A 17,189-nucleotide genomic window follows, 5' to 3' on the forward strand; every position below is an offset into this window, starting at 1 on the left:
ACGGGTGACGGCAGAGGCTATCGGCAGGCAAGGCGTTGGCTGAAGCGATTCATGGAAATAACCCGGCGTTGGGAGCGCGCCGTTAATCATCGTTTACCAGGAGAAAACAATCCGCCTGGACTGTTCGATTCAATATTTTGTGATGCGCTTCACGTAATAAGAGTATTCCTTATAAGCCACGCAAAAGTGTCATTCGTTTCTTCGAAGAGGGCGCTGCCGAAGTTGCACGCTAGTTGGGCACGCCGCGAGGACGGCTCGGCATTTTGGTGCATAAGGATATAACCCTTTCTTCATTTCTGATTTTCGTCGGAGTTCGTGCCGGGACGACCGTCCGTCATTCGATATTAATTAAAGGCGTAAATAAACCGTTTAGGAATCAGGGGGTTGGAAAACTACCTGGCAGAACTGACAGGTCGGTATGCCCAACCAAAGTATTGAACTGATTTAAGTGGTGGTACAAATTTGCCTTTCCCATGTTAGTCCTACTTAACAGGCGAAGCGGTGGAGAGCGCTCTGTCGCGGGCTGCTCGGGATTAAATGGGTTTCGCCCTCGGGGGGGCTCCTGTCTTCCAATAAAAACAAGTTGTCGCCAGGCCTGATGAACTTTCAGGTACCCGCGTTCCGTTTTCTCGCGGAACTCACTGACTGCGCTTGACCGCGTGACCGGTTCGGTCGGTAAACAGCGACCTGCGCCGGAAACGCGATAACCGAGACAACTCAATCGAGGAACAGAAGATGGGATTATTCAATGCAGCCGCGAACCTGTTCGGCCAGGTCTACGAGCGCGCGACGCAGGTGGCCGCCACCGCCGTCACGGCGGTGGCGGACGTGGCCAGGACATTGGTGGGCTCCACCGTCGACGCCGTGGAGCAGCAGGTGCACGAAGCGCTGACATCGGTGCATGACGCCGTTGCCAGCGTGGAGCAGGCGCTGGAGGGTACGGTCGGCGCGGTGGCCGGCACGCTCGGCGAGATCGCCGGCGACGCCCTCGACACCGTAGGCTCCGCGGTCGGCACGCTGGGCGGGCTGGCCGGCAACTCCCTGGCGATCGCCGACGACCTGTTGCACGGGCGCGTCGAGCCGGAGGATTACCTGAAGCTGGTCGGCGACCTGGGGCAGGGCGTCGGTGCCACCGTCGGCCACGCCTGGGAGTTCGGCAGCGACAGCCTGAAGGCCGCCAACGACCTCTACAACACCGCCTACCAGGGCGGCTCGCTGAGCCTCGGCAACAGCGACGGCCTGCTCGGGGTCAATGTGATCGGCTCGCTGCTCGGCGGCAATCACGACCAGGGCGTGATTCCCGATAGCCGCGGCATCCTCGGCCCGCTGCCGATCAACGTCTCCTTCACCGAGCAGGGCCTGACCTTCGGCGGCGAGACGCCGCTGACTCCGCTGGTCACCGCAGCCCTGGCGCTGAATCCGATCACCGCGCCGCTGGTGCCGGTGCTGGCGCCGCTCAACCTCGGCGGCCTGGGAGTGGTCGGCTCGGTCGACAAGGAAGGCTTCAGCGCCAAGTTCTACGGTATCGCCGGACCCAGCTACAACCTCGGCGTGGCCAATCTCGGCGGCACCCTGGAGCTGGGTAGCTACAACGAGGTCAAGCTGCTGAGCTGGAACGAGGTGACCCTCAAGGACCTGCCCATCGTCGGCGGCATCCTCGGCTACGTGCCGGTGGTCAAGGACATCGGTGTCTCGCTGCCGACGCTGGACCTGCACTTCGACAGCAAGCTGTATGCGCAAACGATTGCCGGCGTCGATGTCGCCGGGGTCGGGCCGAAGGGCCAGATCGAGCTGGTGCATGACCTCGACAATGACCTGTCGATCGTCGCCGGGATCGCCGGGGATACCGCGCACAGCGCCCTGGACGGTGCCGGCAAGGTGCTCGCGGCGCTGCTCGGCCACGGCGGCGAAGCGGCGCCGCCGACAATCCAGCTGATCGGCGCCGACCCGGCGCCGGAGCATCAGGCCCTGGCCGCCTGACGGCGAGGGAACGCCCGGCACAGGGAGGTGCCATCCGGGCTCATTCGGGATTCCAGCGGCAGTCGTGGCAGAAGTGAGCGCGCTCGATGGCAAGGCTCGGTTCCAGCGTTACCAACGAAATCAAACAGGCCCTGGCGGCCAGCCGCGGCGCGTTGCGCAGCGTGGCGGCGTTCTCCGGGGTGATCAACCTGCTGATGCTGGTGCCCTCGCTGTACATGCTGCAGGTGTACGACCGCGTGCTGTCCTCGGCCAACGAAGTCACCCTGTTGATGCTGACCCTGATGGCGCTCGGCGTGTTCGTCTTCATGGGCGCGCTGGAGGCGCTGCGCAGCTTCGTCCTGGTGCGGGTCAGCGAACGCTTCGACGGCCAGTTGCACGGGCGGGTCTACGCCGCCGCCTTCGAACGCAACCTGCGCGCCGGCGGCCAGGAGGCCAGCCAGGCGCTGCACGACCTGACCACCCTGCGCCAGTTCATCACCGGCCAGGCGCTGTTCGCCTTCTTCGACGCGCCCTGGTTCCCGGTCTACCTGCTGGTGATCTTCCTCTTCGACCCCTGGCTCGGCCTGCTCTCGCTGGTCGGCGCGCTGGCCCTGATGGCCCTGGCCTGGTTCAACGAACGCGCCACCCGTGCGCCGCTGGCCAAGGCCGGCGAGTTGTCGATCAAGTCCGGCCAACTGGCCAGCAACAACCTGCGCAACGCCGAGGTGATCGAGGCGATGGGCATGCTCGGCAGCATGCGCGGGCGCTGGGAACGGCTGCACCAGGCGTTCCTCGACCAGCAGAGCCTGGCCAGCGAGCGCGCGGCGCGGATCAACGCGCTGAGCAAATACCTGCGCATCGCCCTGCAATCCCTGGTGCTCGGCCTCGGCGCCTGGCTGGCGGTGGAGGGACGCATCACCCCGGGGATGATGATCGCCGGCTCGATCCTGATGGGCCGTGCGCTGGGGCCCATCGACCAACTGATCGGCGTGTGGAAGCAGTGGGGCGCGGCGCGCGATGCCTATCGCCGGCTGAGCGGCCTGCTCGACGAATTCCCCGCCCGCGAGCGGCGCATGGAATTGCCCGAGCCGCGTGGCCACCTGCTGCTGGAATCGCTGGACGCGGCGCCGCCCGGCAGCGAGGCGCGCACCCTGCGTGGCCTGACCCTGGCGATCCCGGCCGGCTCGGTGGTCGGCGTGATCGGTCCGTCCGGCTCCGGCAAGTCGAGCCTGGCGCGGGTAGTGCTGGGCATCTGGCCGACCCTGCACGGCAGCGTGCGCCTGGACGGCGCCGAGATCCGCCAGTACGAGCGCGAGACCCTCGGCCCGCGCATCGGCTACCTGCCGCAGGACATCGAACTGTTCGCCGGCACGGTGGCGGAAAACATCGCCCGCTTCGGCGAGGTGCAGGCCGACAAGGTGGTGGAGGCGGCGCGCCTGGCCGGGGTCCATGAACTGGTCCTGCGCCTGCCGCAGGGCTACGACACCGTGCTCGGCGTCGGCGGCGCCGGGCTTTCCGGCGGCCAGCGCCAGCGCATCGCCCTGGCCCGGGCGCTGTACGGCGCGCCGACCCTGGTGGTGCTCGACGAACCCAACTCGAACCTCGACGACAGCGGCGAGCAGGCGCTGCTGGCGGCGATCCAGGCGCTCAAGGCGCGTGGCTGCACGGTGCTGCTGATCACTCACCGGGCCGGCGTGCTGGGTTGCGCCGACCGCCTGCTGGCGCTGAACGCCGGCCAGTTGCACCTGTACGGCGAGCGCGACCAGGTGCTCGCCGCCTTGAACAACCAGCGCGCCGCGTCGGCGTCGCAGCAGCGCGCGGACTACCGGGTGGCCGGCTATGGCGCGCCGCAGGTGGTGGCCGCGCCGCGCCAGGGAGGTGTGGAATGACCCGCACGGTGAAACGCGACGAGAACGCCTATGCGCGACTGGGCTGGCTGCTGGTCCTGTTCGGCTTCGGCGGCGCGCTGCTCTGGGCCGCCTTCGCGCCGCTCGACCAGGGCGTGGCGGTGCCGGCCACGGTGATCATCTCCGGCCAGCGCAAGTCGGTGCAGCATCCGCTGGGCGGGGTGGTCAAGCACATCCTGGTGCGCGACGGCCAGCATGTGGAGGCGGGCGAGCCGCTGATCCGCATGGAACCGACCCAGGCCCGGGCCAACGTCGATTCGCTGCTCAACCGGTACGCCAACGCGCGGCTCAACCAGGCGCGCCTGCAGGCCGAATACGACGGCCGGCGGACCCTGGAGATGCCCGCGGGACTGGCCGAGCAGGCCCCGCTGCCGACCCTCGGCGAGCGCCTGGAGTTGCAGCGGCAGTTGCTGCGCAGCCGCCAGACCGCGCTGGCCAACGAACTCTCCGCATTGCGGGCGAACATCGAGGGCCTGCGCGCCCAGCTCGAAGGGTTGCGCCAGACCGAGGGCAACCAGCGCCTGCAACAACGCCTGTTGAACAGCCAGTTGAGCGGCGCGCGCGACCTTGCCGAGGAAGGCTACATGCCGCGCAACCAGTTGCTCGAACAGGAGCGCCAACTGGCCGAGGTGAACGCCCGGCTATCGGAGAGCAGCGGTCGCTTCGGGCAGATCCGCCAGAGCATCGCCGAGGCGCAGATGCGCATCGCCCAACGCGAGGAGGAGTACCGCAAGGAAGTCAACGGGCAGCTGGCGGAAACCCAGGTCAATGCGCGGACCCTCTGGGAGGAGCTGTCCTCGGCGCGCTACGAGCTGCGCCACGCCGAGATCCGCGCGCCGGTCAGCGGCTACGTGGCCGGCTTGAAGGTGTTCACCGATGGCGGGGTGATCGGCCCCGGCGAATTGCTGATGTACATCGTGCCCAACAGCGACAGCCTGGAAGTGGAGGGCCAGCTCGCGGTGAACCTGGTCGACCGGATCCACAGCGGGCTGCCGGTGGAGATGCTGTTCACCGCCTTCAACCAGAGCAAGACCCCGCGGGTCACCGGCGAAGTGACCATGGTCAGCGCCGACCGCCTGCTCGACGAGCAGAACAAGCAGCCCTACTACGCGCTGCGCGCCCAGGTCGACGCGGCCGCGATGGGCAAGCTGAAGGGCCTGCAGATCCGCCCGGGAATGGCGGTGCAGGTGTTCGTCCGCACCGGCGAGCGCTCGCTGCTCAACTACCTGTTCAAGCCCCTGTTCGACCGCGCCCACGTGGCGCTGGCGGAGAACTGACCGATGACCATGCGCCGCCTGATGACCTGGCTGTTCGGCGCCTTCCTGTTGCTGCTGCGCGAGGATGCCTTCGCCCTCGGCCTGCTGGACGGCTATCACCTGGCCCTGGAGAACGACCCGCAGTTCCAGGCCGCGATCCAGGAGCACGAGGCCGGCAGGCAATACCGTGCGCTCGGCCGCGCGGCGCTGCTGCCGCGCCTGGTGTACAGCTACAACCGTGGGCGCAGTTGGTCCGATGTGACCCAGGCCACCACCCGCGGCGATTTCAAGGAAGACCGCGACTACGACAGCTACGTCTCCACCCTCAGCCTGCAACAGCCGTTGTTCGACTACGAGGCCTTCAGCCGCTACCGCAAGGGCGTGGCCCAGGCGCTGCTGTCCGACGAGCGCTTCCGCAGCCAGAGCCAGGAACTGCTGGTCCGGGTCCTGGAAGCCTATACCGGCGCGCTGCTGGCCCAGGACCAGATCGAACTGGCGCGGGCGCAGAAACGCTCCTACCGCGAGCAGTTCCAGCTCAACCAGCGCCAGTTCGAGCGCGGCAACGGCACCCGCACCGACACCCTGGAGACCCAGGCCCGCTTCAACCTGGCCCAGGCCCAGGAAATCGAGGCGCGGGACAGCCAGGATGCCGCCCTGCGCGAGCTGGAGCGACTGGTCGGGGCGCCGCTGGAAATCGCCGACCTGGCGCCGCTCGGCGAACGCTTCCAGGTGCGCCCGCTGAGCCCCGCCAGCTACACCGCCTGGCGCGACCTGGCGCTGGCCGAGAATCCCGAGCTGGCCTCGCTGCGCCACGCGGTGGACGTGGCCCGCTACGAGGTCGAGCAGAACCGCGCCGACTTCCTGCCGCGCCTGGGCCTGTACGCCAGCACCGGCAAGTCCAAGTCCGGTTCGGAGAACACCTACAACCAGCGCTACGAGACCGACAGCGTCGGCATCCAGTTGAGCGTTCCGCTGTTCTCCGGCGGCGAGACCCTGGCGGCGACGCGCCAGGCCACGCATCGCATGGAGAAGAGCCATTACGACCTGGACGACAAGGTCCGCGAGACCCTCAACCAGGTGCGCAAGATGTACAACCAGAGCAGCAGCAGTGCGGCGAAGATCCGTGCCTACGAGATGACCGTGGAGTCGGCGCGGACGCTGGTGATGGCCACGCGCAAGAGCATCGCCGCCGGGGTGCGGGTCAACCTCGACCTGCTGAACGCCGAGCAGGCGCTGTACAGCGCGATGAACGAGCTGTCCAAGGCCAAGTACGACTACCTCACGGCCTGGGCACGCCTGCGTTTCTATGCGGGCGTGCTGGACGAAGCCGACCTGGAACTGGTGGCGGCGAACTTCGTTTCCGGCGAGACGCCGGCGCGCCGCCGCGACTGCGCGACGACGGATTGCCCGGCGCCGCTGCACACCCTGTCGAAGACCGATACGGAGGAAAACCGGAGCGCGCTCAATTGAGACCGCGAGGGACGTGCAGGCAATTGTTCGCCTGGCGTGAAGTCGATGTCCCGGGCGGGTCGACAGAGGTCGAACAATACGCATGGAATTGTTTTTCCAATAAGGCTCTATTTATATGAAACGGTTTTTATAATATTCCAGTGTCTTCGGTAGTTTATCTTTCCTGCATGATTTCATATATGCGGAATTCGTTCGTGCATATGCTTTAAGTGCAGTTTAATTTTTTTCATGAAATCTGTGGACATTGGAAAATAAGCTGTGTCAGTTTGGACTTCGGCCTGATCTGGCCGATAACTGCAATTATCCATCCGATAATTGTATCCGAGTTATTTCCTTTACAACTTAAAGGGATATGACAATGTCCAGCAATTCTCTTGCATTGAAAGGTCGTAGCGATGCGTATACCCAGGTAGACAACTTCCTGCATGCCTATGCGCGGGGCGGGGACGAATTGGTCAATGGCCATCCGTCCTATACCGTCGACCAGGCGGCGGAGCAGATCCTCCGCGAACAGGCGTCGTGGCAGAAAGCGCCGGGCGACTCGGTGCTGACCCTGTCCTATTCGTTCCTGACCAAACCGAACGACTTCTTCAATACGCCGTGGAAGTATGTCAGCGATATCTACTCGCTGGGCAAGTTCAGCGCCTTTTCCGCGCAGCAGCAGGCCCAGGCCAAGTTGTCGCTGCAATCCTGGTCGGACGTCACCAATATCCACTTCGTCGACGCCGGCCAGGGCGATCAGGGCGACCTGACCTTCGGCAACTTCAGCAGTAGTGTCGGCGGTGCGGCGTTCGCCTTCCTGCCGGATGTACCGGATGCGCTCAAGGGGCAATCCTGGTACCTGATCAACAGCAGCTACAGCGCCAACGTCAATCCGGCCAACGGCAACTACGGACGCCAGACCCTGACCCACGAGATCGGCCATACCCTGGGCCTGAGCCACCCCGGCGACTACAACGCCGGCGAGGGCGATCCCACCTACGCCGACGCTACCTACGCCGAGGACACCCGCGCCTATTCGGTGATGAGCTACTGGGAAGAGCAGAACACCGGCCAGGACTTCAAGGGCGCCTATTCCTCGGCACCGCTGCTGGACGACATCGCGGCGATCCAGAAGCTCTACGGGGCCAACCTGACCACCCGCACCGGCGACACGGTGTACGGCTTCAACTCCAACACCGAGCGCGACTTCTACAGCGCCACCTCGTCCAGTTCCAAGCTGGTGTTCTCGGTGTGGGACGCCGGCGGCAACGACACCCTGGACTTCTCCGGCTTCAGCCAGAACCAGAAGATCAACCTCAACGAGAAGGCGCTGTCCGATGTCGGCGGGTTGAAGGGTAACGTGTCGATCGCTGCCGGGGTCACCGTGGAAAACGCCATCGGCGGCTCGGGTAGCGACCTGTTGATCGGCAACGACGTGGCCAACGTGCTCAAGGGCGGCGCCGGCAACGACATCCTCTACGGCGGCCTCGGCGCGGACCAGCTGTGGGGCGGCGCGGGAGCCGACACCTTCGTCTACGGCGATATCGCCGAGTCCTCCGCGGCGGCGCCGGATACCCTGCGCGACTTCGTCAGCGGCCAGGACAAGATCGACCTGTCCGGGCTGGACGCCTTCGTCAACGGCGGGCTGGTGCTGCAATACGTCGACGCCTTCGCCGGCCAGGCCGGCCAGGCGATCCTGTCCTACGACGCGGCGAGCAAGGCCGGCAGCCTGGCGATCGACCTCAGCGGGGACGCCCATGCCGATTTCGCGATCAATCTGATCGGCCAGGCGACCCAGGCCGACATCGTCGTCTGACGCGCTGAAGCGGGCGCGGTTCGGTGCGGCGGTACGAACCGCGGCCCTTCGGCCGGCCGGGCACTGTTCGAATTGATAGGTGTCTTCCACAGGAGCGAAGTTGTGAACTGTGGCGCGCCCGTGGGCCGGCGGCCCGGCGGACGAACGGAGGCCCGCGGCGCCTGGCGCGCGCTGGCGTTCGAAGCGAGGATGGCGGGCGGCGTTCGCCGCGTTCTCCGATGTTCCAGGCTTGAAGGAGATCTCTCGATGTCGGCAAGCGCGAAGCTCTCCAGGATGGTTTGCTTGCTCTGCGGTTTTTTCAGCACAGGTATCAGTATGGCCAGCAGTCTGATTCTTCTCAGCGCTTCCGATCTCGCCGGGCAATGGACCCTGCAGCAGGACGAGGCGCCCGCGATCTGCCACCTGGAGCTGCGCGACAGCGAAGTGGCGGAAGCCAGTGGCTACGACCTGGGCGGCGATACCGCCTGCCTGACGCGCTGGCTGCCCAGCGAGCCGCGCGCCTGGAGGCCTACCCCGGCCGGGATCGCACTGCTCGAACGCGGCGGCCTGACCCTGATGCTCCTCGGTCGCCAGGGCGAGGGCGACTACCGGGTGCAGAAGGGCGACGGCGGGCAGTTGGTGCTGCGCCGCGCGACGCCCTAGCTCGCCTGCGGGTCAGACCACGAAGCGACCGATCATGCCCTTGAGGTCGTTGGCCAGGCGCGACAGCTCGTGGCTGGCGCCGCGGGTCTGCTCGGCGCCCTGGGTGGTCTGCACGGCAACGTCGCGGATGTTCACCAGGTTGCGATCGACCTCGCGGGCGACGTGGGCCTGCTCCTCGGCAGCGCTGGCGATCACCAGGGTGCGCTCGTTGATCCGCGTGGCGTGCTCGGCGATCTCGCCCAGGGCGTGGTCGGCGGCCTCGGCCTCGTCGAGCATCTGCCGGGCGCGCTGGTCGTTCTCGCGCATCGCGGACACCGCGGTGTCGGTGCCCTCGCGGACGCTGGCGATCATGCCTTCGATCTCATGGGTCGATTGCTGGGTGCGGTGGGCGAGGGCGCGCACTTCGTCGGCGACCACCGCGAATCCGCGGCCCTGCTCGCCGGCGCGGGCGGCCTCGATGGCGGCATTGAGGGCGAGGAGGTTGGTCTGCTCGGCGATGGCGCGGATCACGTCGAGCACCTTGCCGATGTCCTGCGCCTGGCTGGCCAGGCCCTCCACCAGGCGCGCAGTCTGGCCGATCTCGGTGTTCATCTGGCGGATCGAGCGGACGGTCTGTCCGACCCGTGCGCGGCCGTTGCCGGCGGCCCGTTCCGAGAGACTGGAGGCCTCGGCGGTGGAGCTGGCGTTGCGCGCGACCTCCTCGACCGCCGCGCTCATTTCGTTGACCGCGGTGGCGGCCATCTCGATCTCATCGTTCTGCCGGGCCAGCGACCGGTTGCCTTCCTCGGTCACCGCGTTCAGTTGCTCGGCAGCGGCGGCCAGCAGCGCGGCGGAATCGCCGATCTGCTCGATGGTGTCGTGCAGGCTGGCCTGCATGCTGCGCATGGCCTTCATCAGTTGCGCCGGCTCGTCGTCGCCGTCGCTGGCGATCTCGCCAGTCAGGTCGCGGGCCGCGATGCGGTCGGCGCAGGACACCGCCTGGCGGATCGGCACGACGATGCTGCGGGTCAGCAGCCAGGCGATCGTCACGCTGGCCGCCAGGGCCACCAGCAGCACCGCGAGGATCGCGGTGGAGGCCCGGGAGTAGACATCGGCGGCTTCGGCGGTGGAGGCGCGGGCGGCCTCGCGGTCGAGGGCGATGAGTTGCTTCAGGGTCCGCTGCACCTGCTCGTAGCGCTGCAACTGGGCCCCGCCCATCAGCACGCTGGCTTCGTCGGTACGGTTGTCACGGGACAGCGCGAGCAGGGCGGCGTGTCCTTCGAGGTATTCCTGCTGGCGCTGGACGAACTGGTCGAGCAACGCGCGCTCCTCGTCCAGGACCAGCAAGGGGCGGTATTCCCTTTCCACCCTGGCGAGGGTAGCGATGACCTCGTCCATCCGTTGTTCCTGCTGGCGCATGCGCGTGGCGTCGTGCAGCAGCACGTGGTTCATCTCGCCGAGGCGCAGTTCGCTCATCAGGCCGCTAAGCTGGGCCGAGGCTTCGACGCTGGGCAGCCAGACCTCGCCGATATCCTTGGCGGCGCGGTTCAGCGAACCCATGCGGTTGTGCGCGAAGAGGCCGAGCGCCACCAGCAGCGAGGCGAGGATGGCGAAGCCGATGACGGCGCGTGGGGTGATGGCGATACGACGAAGAAGCATGGGGTGGTCTCCGACCGGGCTGTGGGAAGGTGCTTGGCCCTGTAGCGGGGCGCGGAGGGGTTTCTTGAGGGGCTGCGGGGCTATTTGGAATTGCCCTACATGATTGCTAGGAATTTTCTGTAAGTTTTCGATGTGCTCGAGCCGGTTGTGCCGTTTTCGGCATGCTCCGGGTCGATTGAGGTCAAGAGAAGGCTGTCGCGGCAGGCCACCCTAGGGATTGGTTGAACAAGGAGAAGCCCGTGATCCGAATGACGCTGGACGAGGTCCGCGAGCTGGCCGTGCGCATCCTGCGCCGGCACGCTTTCAGCGAAGCCCATGTACAGGCGGTGGCCGATACCCTGGTGGCGGGGGAGCGTGACGAATGCGCGTCCCACGGTATCTGGCGGTTGCTCGGCTGCATCGCCACCCTGAAGGCCGGCAAGGTATCCGCCGACGCCGAGCCGGAACTGCACGACATCGCTCCCGGCCTGCTGCGGGTCGACGCCCATGGCGGGTTCTCCCAGTGCGCATTCCGGCTGGGGCTGCCGCATCTGCTGGAGAAGGCCCGCAGCCAGGGCATCGCGGCGATGGCGGTGAACCGCTGTGTGCATTTCTCCGCGCTATGGGTTGAGGTCGAGGCACTCACCGAGGCGGGCCTGGTGGCCCTGGCGACCACGCCGAGTCATGCCTGGGTGGCGCCGGCGGGCGGACGCAAGCCGATCTTCGGCACCAACCCGATCGCCTTTGGCTGGCCGCGTCCGGACGGCCCGCCGTTCGTCTTCGACTTCGCCACCAGCGCCGTGGCGCGTGGCGAGATCCAGTTGCACGAACGCGCCGGCAAGCCGATCCCGCTGGGCTGGGGGGTGGACGAGCAGGGCGAGCCGACCACCGATGCCAGCGCCGCGTTGCGAGGCGCCATGCTTACTTTCGGCGGGCACAAGGGCTCGGCCCTGGCGGCGATGGTCGAACTGCTCGCCGGTCCGCTGATCGGCGACCTGACCAGTGCCGAGTCGCTGGCCTACGACGAGGGCAGCCGTTCTTCTCCCTACGGTGGCGAACTGCTGATCGCCATCGATCCGCGGCGCATGCTCGGCGCCTCGGCGGAGGAGCACCTGGCGCGCGCCGAGACGCTGTTCGAAGGCATCGTCGAACAGGGCGCGCGCTTGCCCTCGCAGCGACGCTTCGAAGCGCGCGAACGCAGCGCCAGGGACGGAGTGACGATTCCCGAGGCGTTGCACCGGGAGCTGCTGGCGTTGCTGGAGTGAGCGCAAGGCGAGGGGCCGACCGGACAGCGTGGCGCAGCGAGGACGACTGCGTAGGGCGGATAGCGCCAACGGCGTTATCCGCCATCCAGGCTTCCAGGCGTGCTCAATCCAGGGCCTCGCGCGTGCTCCGGCCATCGACCAGGCGCAGCAGGCCCAGCGGGTTGGCGTTCTTCAGGGCGTCCGGGAGCAGGCTGTCGGGGTAGTCCTGGTAGCACAGCGGGCGCAGGAAACGCTCGATGGCCAGGGTTCCCACCGAGGTGCCGCGAGCGTCGGAGGTGGCCGGGTAGGGGCCGCCGTGGACCATGGCGTCGCACACCTCGACGCCGGTCGGATAGCCGTTGAATAGCAGGCGCCCGGCCTTGCCTTCGAGCAGCGGGACCAGCCCGGCGAACGCCGCGAGGTCGTCCGCTTCGCCGATCAGGGTCGCCGTCAACTGGCCGTGCAGGTTGTCCAGCGCGCGGGCAAGTTGTTCCTCGTCGGCCGCCTCGACGACCACGGTGGCCGGGCCGAACACCTCTTCCTGGAGCAGTTCGTCGCCTTCCAGCAACAGGCCCACGTCGGCCTTGAACAACTGCGGATGGGCCTGCCGTCCTTCCTGTGGCGCGCCGGCCAGGCGCCGGATGCCGGGGTGGCGCTCCAGGCGTTGCAGCCCTTCGACATAGCTGCGCAAGGTGCCGGCGTTGAGCATGCTCTGTGCCGGCCTGGCGGCCAGTGCCTCGCCCAGGGCCGCGACGAAGGCGTCGAAGCCGGGGGAGCGCAGGCCAAGCACCAGACCCGGCTTGGTGCAGAACTGGCCGCAGCCGAGCGTCACCGAGGCGGCCAGCTCCTCCGCCACCTGCCGGCCGCGCCGGCGCAGGGCTTCGGGGAGCACCACCAGCGGATTGATGCTGCTCATCTCGGCGAACACCGGGATCGGCTGCGGCCGCGCCGCTGCCAGGTCGCACAGTGCGCGCCCGCCCTTGAGCGAACCGGTGAAGCCGACCGCGCGGATGGCCGGATGGCGCACCAGCGTCTCGCCGATGCCGCTGCCGTAGACCATGTTGAATACCCCGGCCGGCATGCCGCTGTCGGCCGCCGCCTGGAGGATCGCGTCGGCCACGCATTCGGCTGTGGCCATGTGTCCGCCGTGGGCCTTGACCACCACCGGACAGCCGGCGGCCAGGGCGGCGGCGCTGTCGCCGCCGGCGGTGGAAAAGGCCAGCGGGAAGTTGCTGGCACCGAACACCGCCACCGGGCCGAGACCGATTCGCCACTGGCGCAGGTCGGGGCGCGGCGGGGTACGCCCGGGTTGTCCGCGATCGATGCGCGCGCCGTGGAAGTCGCCACGCCGCAGGACTTCGGCGAACAGCCGCAACTGGTTGGCGGTACGTGTCCGTTCGCCCTGGATGCGTACGGCGGGCAGCGCGGTCTCGCGACGGACCAGGGCGACGAAGTCGTCGCCCAGGGCGTCGAGGCGCGAGGCGATCGCCTCGAGGAATCCGGCGCGGCGCGTGGCGGACAGTTGCCGGTAGTGTGGATAGGCGCGTTCGGCGGCGCGGGCGGCGGCGTCGACCTCCGCCTCGGTGGCCTGGACGAAGGCGTAGGGCAGCGCTTCGCCGCTGTCGGCGTCGAGGCTGCGCAGGATGAGGTTGCCGGCGGCGCTGCGAGCGCCGCCGACGTAGTTGTGACCGAGGATACTGGGCATGGGGCCTCCCTGGGGACGGTGGACGGAATGCTCTGCCGCTGGCTCTCGCCGGCCGCTCCCTGGGGAGCGAGGCGGCGAGGGCGCGGCGCCGGCTACAAGCCGACGTCCGGCAGCACCGGCCGGCTGGCCAGGGCCTTGGCCATGATCCGCTCGACGTGCTCGCGATCGGCGCCGCGCAGGGCCAGGCGCGGTGGACGGGTGAGGGCGCTGCCGCGACCGGCGAGTTCCTCGCAGAGCTTGATGCACTGCACCAGGTCGGGACGGGCGTCGAGATGGAGGATCGGCATCAGCCACTCGTAGATCGGCATCGCCTCGGCGAAGCGCCCGGCCCTGGCCAGGCGGAAGATGGTCTCGCCTTCCTTCGGGAACACGTTGGACATTCCCGAGATCCAGCCCTGGGCACCCACCGCCACGCTTTCCAGGACCACGTCGTCGAGGCCGGCGAAGAGGATGAAGCGCTCGCCCACCTGGTTGCGTACGTCGATGAAGCGGCGGGTGTCGCCGGAGCTGTCCTTGAAGCAGACGATGTTCTCGCAGTCGGCCAGGGAAACCAGGATGTCCGGGGTGACGTCGTTCCGGTAGATCGGCGGGTTGTTGTAGACCATCACCGGCAGGTCGGTGCCGCTGGCCACGCTGCGGAAATGCTCGGCGGTCTCGTGCGGCTTGGAGGAATAGACCAGCGCCGGCATCACCATGATGCCGTCGACGCCGACCCGCTCCACCGCCTTGGCCACCTTCGCCGCGCCGGCGCTGGTGAACTCGGCGATCCCGCAGATCACCGGCACGCGGCCGCCGGAGGCATCCTTGGCGACCTCGGTGACGGCCATCTTCTCCTCGATGGTCAGCGAGGTGTTCTCGCCGACGCTGCCGCATACCACCAGCCCGGACACGCCGTCGCGCACCAGGTTGGAAATGACCGTGTGGGTTTCCTCCAGGTTCACCGAGAAATCGGCGTTGAATTGGGTGGTGACCGCGGGGAATACGCCGCTCCAGTTGACGTGCTTGCTCATGGTTTCTCCTTTTTTCGTATTTCGTATACGAATTCAATCGGACCGCTGCGGTCCGAGTCACAGGGCGACGGCAGCGTTCGCCGTCGTGGGCGATCCGGTACGCGCCGGATCGGTTTCCGCCCGGCCGCTGCCTGCGGTCGGTCGGGGTGGTCAGCAGTGGCCGCCGGGCCAGGTATCGGACAGCCGATAGCCTTGCGGCCAGGGATCGTCCGGGTCGAGCAGGTACTGGTGGATGCCGGTGATCCAGGCCCGCCCGGACAGGCACGGGAGGATCGCCGGACGGCCGCCGAGTTCGGTCAGCGACTCGATGTGGCAGTGGAATTCCGAACCGATGATGGAGCGCCCGACGAAGCGTTCGCCGACCCGCAGCTGGCCTTTCGCCTGGAGCACCGCCATCCGCGCCGAGCAGCCGGTGCCGCAGGGCGAGCGGTCGATCTTGCCGGGGCGGATGACCACCGCGTTGCTCGCGCCGAGGACACCGTCGCGGCGCTCCGGCGGCGCGGCCAACTGGCAGAAGGACAGATGCTCCCAGTCCGGGTTGGTCGGGTGGTGGAAGCCCAGTTGTTCGTTGGCCGCGTGGGTGATCTTCAAGCCGGTGGCGACCAGCTCGGCGGCCTCGTCGGCGCGCAGGGCGAAGCCCAGGCGCCGGGCGTCGGCGATGACGAAGCTGTCGCCGCCGTAGGCGGTGTCGACCTGTAGCGAGCCGAGGCCCTCGACTTCGATCCAGGCGTCGAGGCGGTCGGCGAACGACGGCACGTTGCGGATTTCCACCCGCTCGGCCTTGCCGTCGCGGCATTCCGCGCGGGCCTCGATCAGCCCGCCCGGCGCTTCCAGCAGCAGCCGGGTCAGCGGTTCGCGCATCGGCAGGATGCCGCTGTCGAGCAGTACGGTGGCCACGCACAGCGAATTGGAACCGGACATCGGCGGGGTGTCGGCCGGCTCCATGATGATCCAGCCCATCTGCGCGCGCGGGTCCTTGGCCGGCACCAGCAGATTGGCGTGGCGGAACACTCCGCCGCGCGGTTCGTTGAGGACGAAGTTGCGCAGGTCCTGGTCTCTGGCGATCCAGCGCGACTGTTCCCAGAGGGTGGCGCCGGGCGGCGCGGCGACGCCGCCGACGATCACGTCGCCGACCTCGCCTTCGGCATGGCAACTGACGATGTGGACGATCCGCTGCGAACGCATGGCTATCTCCTGTGCGGGGGCGGGCTCAGAGCACCGAGCGGAGGAATTCCACCGTCTCCGGCCGCTGCGGGTTGCCGATCACCTGGTCGGGGGTGCCGATCTCGTGGACCAGGCCATTGCGGAAGAACGCCACTCGGTCGGACACGTCGCGGGCGAAGCGGATCTCGTGGGTGACCAGGACCATGGTCATGCCTTCTTCGGCGAGCAGGCGCATGGTGTCCAGCACCTCGCCGACCAACTGCGGGTCGAGCGCCGAGGTGGCTTCGTCGAACAGCATGTAGTCCGGCGACATCGCCAGCGCCCGGGCGATCGCCATGCGCTGTTGCTGGCCACCGGAAAGGCGCTGGGGGAAGACCTTGAGCTTGTCGCCGAGACCGACGTGGGTAAGTTGCTTCAGCGCCATCGCCTCGGCTTCGGCGCGGCTCTTGCCGAGCACCTTGCGCGGCGCGAGCATGACGTTTTCCAGCACGGTCAGGTGGGGGAAGGCGTTCCACTGCTGGAAGACGATGCCGATCTTCCGCCGCAGGCGGTTGAGGTCGGTACCGCGGGCATGCACGTCGATGCCGTCGACGCGGATGCTGCCGCGCTGGATCGGCTCCAGGCCGTTGATGCACATCAGCAGGGTCGACTTGCCGGAACCGGAGCCGCCGATGATCGACAGCACCTCGCCCTTGTCCACCCTCAGGTCGACGCCCTTGACCACCTCGAACTGGCCGTAGGCCTTGTGCACGCCGCTGATCTCGATCATTGCTGCCATCTCCGTTCCAGCCGGGCGCCGAGTCGCGCGACCACCCAGCTCATGAGGTAATAGACGAGCCCCGCGATGCAGAGCACGAAGAGCGGTTCCTGGATGCGCGTGACGATGGTCTGCGAGGCGCGCAGCAGTTCGACGATGCCGATCCAGAGCACCAGCGAGGTGTCCTTCATCACCGACAGGGTCAGGTTGACCCAGCCGGGGAAGGCCACCCGGGCGGCCATCGGCAGGACGATGTGGAGCAGGTCCTGGCGATAGCTCAGGCCCAGCGAACGCGCCGCCCGGCGCACGCTCGGCGGTACCGAGAGGACGCCGCCGCGGACCACCTCGGTGCAGTAGGCGGCGGCGTACACGCCGAGCACCAGGCAGGCCACGGCGAAGGCGCTCCAGTCGAGGCCGAGGATGCTCTTGAAGGAATTGAGCAGGACGAACTGGATCAGCAGCGGCACGCTGCGGAATACGTCGAGCAGCGCCGCCAGCGGCAGGCTGGCGCGTGGCAGCAGGGCGCGGAGCAGGCCGAAGACGACACCCAGCAGGGTGCCGATCAGCATCGCCATGGCGGTGATGGCGAGGGTGGTCCAGGCGCCTTGCAGGAGGAACAGCAGGTCGTTGGCGGTGAGGCTGGTGGTGAACACGGCATTC

Annotated in this window: 13 protein-coding genes; 7 read left to right on the forward strand and 6 right to left on the reverse strand. The window is 67.6% G+C overall.

The window, feature by feature from the left end; translation table 11 throughout:
• Positions 1-735 precede the first annotated feature (735 nt).
• The 6 genes from aprX (at position 736) to aprI (ending at position 9,032) form a co-directional block, all read left to right on the forward strand.
• On the forward strand, positions 736-1,980 hold the full coding sequence (gene aprX / locus AC4OR5_RS13090) for a type I secretion system-dependent protein AprX (RefSeq protein ID WP_058160513.1): 1,245 nt from the start codon (positions 736-738) through the stop codon (positions 1,978-1,980).
• Positions 1,981-2,066: 86 nt separating this feature from the next.
• Positions 2,067-3,848 (forward strand): alkaline protease secretion ATP-binding protein AprD, encoded by a 1,782-nt coding sequence (gene aprD / locus AC4OR5_RS13095; RefSeq protein ID WP_003133560.1) that lies wholly within the window; start codon positions 2,067-2,069, stop codon positions 3,846-3,848.
• Entirely contained in the window at positions 3,845-5,143 is a 1,299-nt protein-coding gene (gene aprE, locus AC4OR5_RS13100; RefSeq protein ID WP_023092078.1) for an alkaline protease secretion protein AprE, read from the forward strand. Before aprD ends, aprE begins: the two co-directional genes overlap by 4 nt.
• A 3-nt stretch (positions 5,144-5,146) precedes the next feature.
• On the forward strand, positions 5,147-6,592 hold the full coding sequence (gene aprF / locus AC4OR5_RS13105; RefSeq protein ID WP_058160512.1) for an alkaline protease secretion protein AprF: 1,446 nt from the start codon (positions 5,147-5,149) through the stop codon (positions 6,590-6,592).
• Positions 6,593-6,950: 358 nt separating this feature from the next.
• Entirely contained in the window at positions 6,951-8,390 is a 1,440-nt protein-coding gene (gene aprA, locus AC4OR5_RS13110; RefSeq protein WP_058160511.1) for a serralysin family metalloprotease AprA, read from the forward strand.
• A 246-nt stretch (positions 8,391-8,636) separates the two neighbouring features.
• Complete coding sequence (gene aprI / locus AC4OR5_RS13115) at positions 8,637-9,032, forward strand: alkaline proteinase inhibitor AprI (protein WP_003082543.1); 396 nt, start codon at positions 8,637-8,639, stop codon at positions 9,030-9,032.
• A 12-nt stretch (positions 9,033-9,044) separates the two neighbouring features.
• Here aprI and AC4OR5_RS13120 read toward each other — a convergent pair whose 3' ends face one another.
• Positions 9,045-10,670, reverse strand: a complete 1,626-nt coding sequence (locus tag AC4OR5_RS13120; RefSeq protein WP_015503274.1) for a methyl-accepting chemotaxis protein — start codon at positions 10,668-10,670, stop codon at positions 9,045-9,047.
• Positions 10,671-10,909: 239 nt separating this feature from the next.
• Between AC4OR5_RS13120 and lhpD the strand changes: the two genes are divergently transcribed.
• Positions 10,910-11,914, forward strand: coding sequence for a bifunctional delta(1)-pyrroline-2-carboxylate/delta(1)-piperideine-2-carboxylate reductase (gene lhpD / locus AC4OR5_RS13125; RefSeq protein WP_003082545.1), 1,005 nt, complete (start codon positions 10,910-10,912; stop codon positions 11,912-11,914).
• A 103-nt stretch (positions 11,915-12,017) separates the two neighbouring features.
• Here the strand turns inward: lhpD and AC4OR5_RS13130 are convergent, their stop codons facing one another.
• The 5 genes from AC4OR5_RS13130 to AC4OR5_RS13150 all read right to left on the reverse strand — a co-directional run bounded on the left by AC4OR5_RS13130 (position 12,018) and on the right by AC4OR5_RS13150 (position 17,182).
• The gene (locus tag AC4OR5_RS13130; RefSeq protein WP_019484402.1) at positions 12,018-13,598 is read right to left on the reverse strand and encodes an aldehyde dehydrogenase (NADP(+)); all 1,581 of its coding nucleotides are present in this window, start codon (positions 13,596-13,598) and stop codon (positions 12,018-12,020) included.
• A 92-nt stretch (positions 13,599-13,690) separates the two neighbouring features.
• Positions 13,691-14,608, reverse strand: coding sequence for a dihydrodipicolinate synthase family protein (locus AC4OR5_RS13135; RefSeq protein WP_003110831.1), 918 nt, complete (start codon positions 14,606-14,608; stop codon positions 13,691-13,693).
• Between the two features lie 150 nt (positions 14,609-14,758).
• A complete protein-coding gene (locus AC4OR5_RS13140) occupies positions 14,759-15,793 on the reverse strand; it encodes a trans-3-hydroxy-L-proline dehydratase (RefSeq protein ID WP_058160510.1) in 1,035 nt (344 codons plus the stop codon).
• A gap of 25 nt (positions 15,794-15,818) precedes the next feature.
• Entirely contained in the window at positions 15,819-16,541 is a 723-nt protein-coding gene (locus AC4OR5_RS13145) for an amino acid ABC transporter ATP-binding protein (RefSeq protein WP_003086746.1), read from the reverse strand.
• Complete coding sequence (locus tag AC4OR5_RS13150) at positions 16,538-17,182, reverse strand: amino acid ABC transporter permease (protein ID WP_058160509.1); 645 nt, start codon at positions 17,180-17,182, stop codon at positions 16,538-16,540. The genes AC4OR5_RS13145 and AC4OR5_RS13150 overlap by 4 nt, the downstream gene beginning before the upstream one ends.
• Between the last annotated feature and the right edge of the window lie 7 nt (positions 17,183-17,189).

The sequence above is a fragment of the Pseudomonas sp. YA1 genome (genome assembly GCF_058680555.1).

Bases quoted from the DNA above. Each gene is read 5' to 3' on its own strand.
- aprF (WP_058160512.1), top strand. From the start codon at position 5,147: ATGACCATGCGCCGCCTGATGACCTGGCTGTTCGGCGCCTTCCTGTTG.
- AC4OR5_RS13130 (WP_019484402.1), bottom strand. From the start codon at position 13,598: ATGCCCAGTATCCTCGGTCACAACTACGTCGGCGGCGCTCGCAGCGCC.
- aprX (WP_058160513.1), top strand. From the start codon at position 736: ATGGGATTATTCAATGCAGCCGCGAACCTGTTCGGCCAGGTCTACGAG.
- aprE (WP_023092078.1), top strand. From the start codon at position 3,845: ATGACCCGCACGGTGAAACGCGACGAGAACGCCTATGCGCGACTGGGC.
- AC4OR5_RS13135 (WP_003110831.1), bottom strand. From the start codon at position 14,608: ATGAGCAAGCACGTCAACTGGAGCGGCGTATTCCCCGCGGTCACCACC.
- aprA (WP_058160511.1), top strand. From the start codon at position 6,951: ATGTCCAGCAATTCTCTTGCATTGAAAGGTCGTAGCGATGCGTATACC.
- AC4OR5_RS13120 (WP_015503274.1), bottom strand. From the start codon at position 10,670: ATGCTTCTTCGTCGTATCGCCATCACCCCACGCGCCGTCATCGGCTTC.
- aprI (WP_003082543.1), top strand. From the start codon at position 8,637: ATGTCGGCAAGCGCGAAGCTCTCCAGGATGGTTTGCTTGCTCTGCGGT.
- AC4OR5_RS13140 (WP_058160510.1), bottom strand. From the start codon at position 15,793: ATGCGTTCGCAGCGGATCGTCCACATCGTCAGTTGCCATGCCGAAGGC.
- AC4OR5_RS13145 (WP_003086746.1), bottom strand. From the start codon at position 16,541: ATGATCGAGATCAGCGGCGTGCACAAGGCCTACGGCCAGTTCGAGGTG.
- aprD (WP_003133560.1), top strand. From the start codon at position 2,067: ATGGCAAGGCTCGGTTCCAGCGTTACCAACGAAATCAAACAGGCCCTG.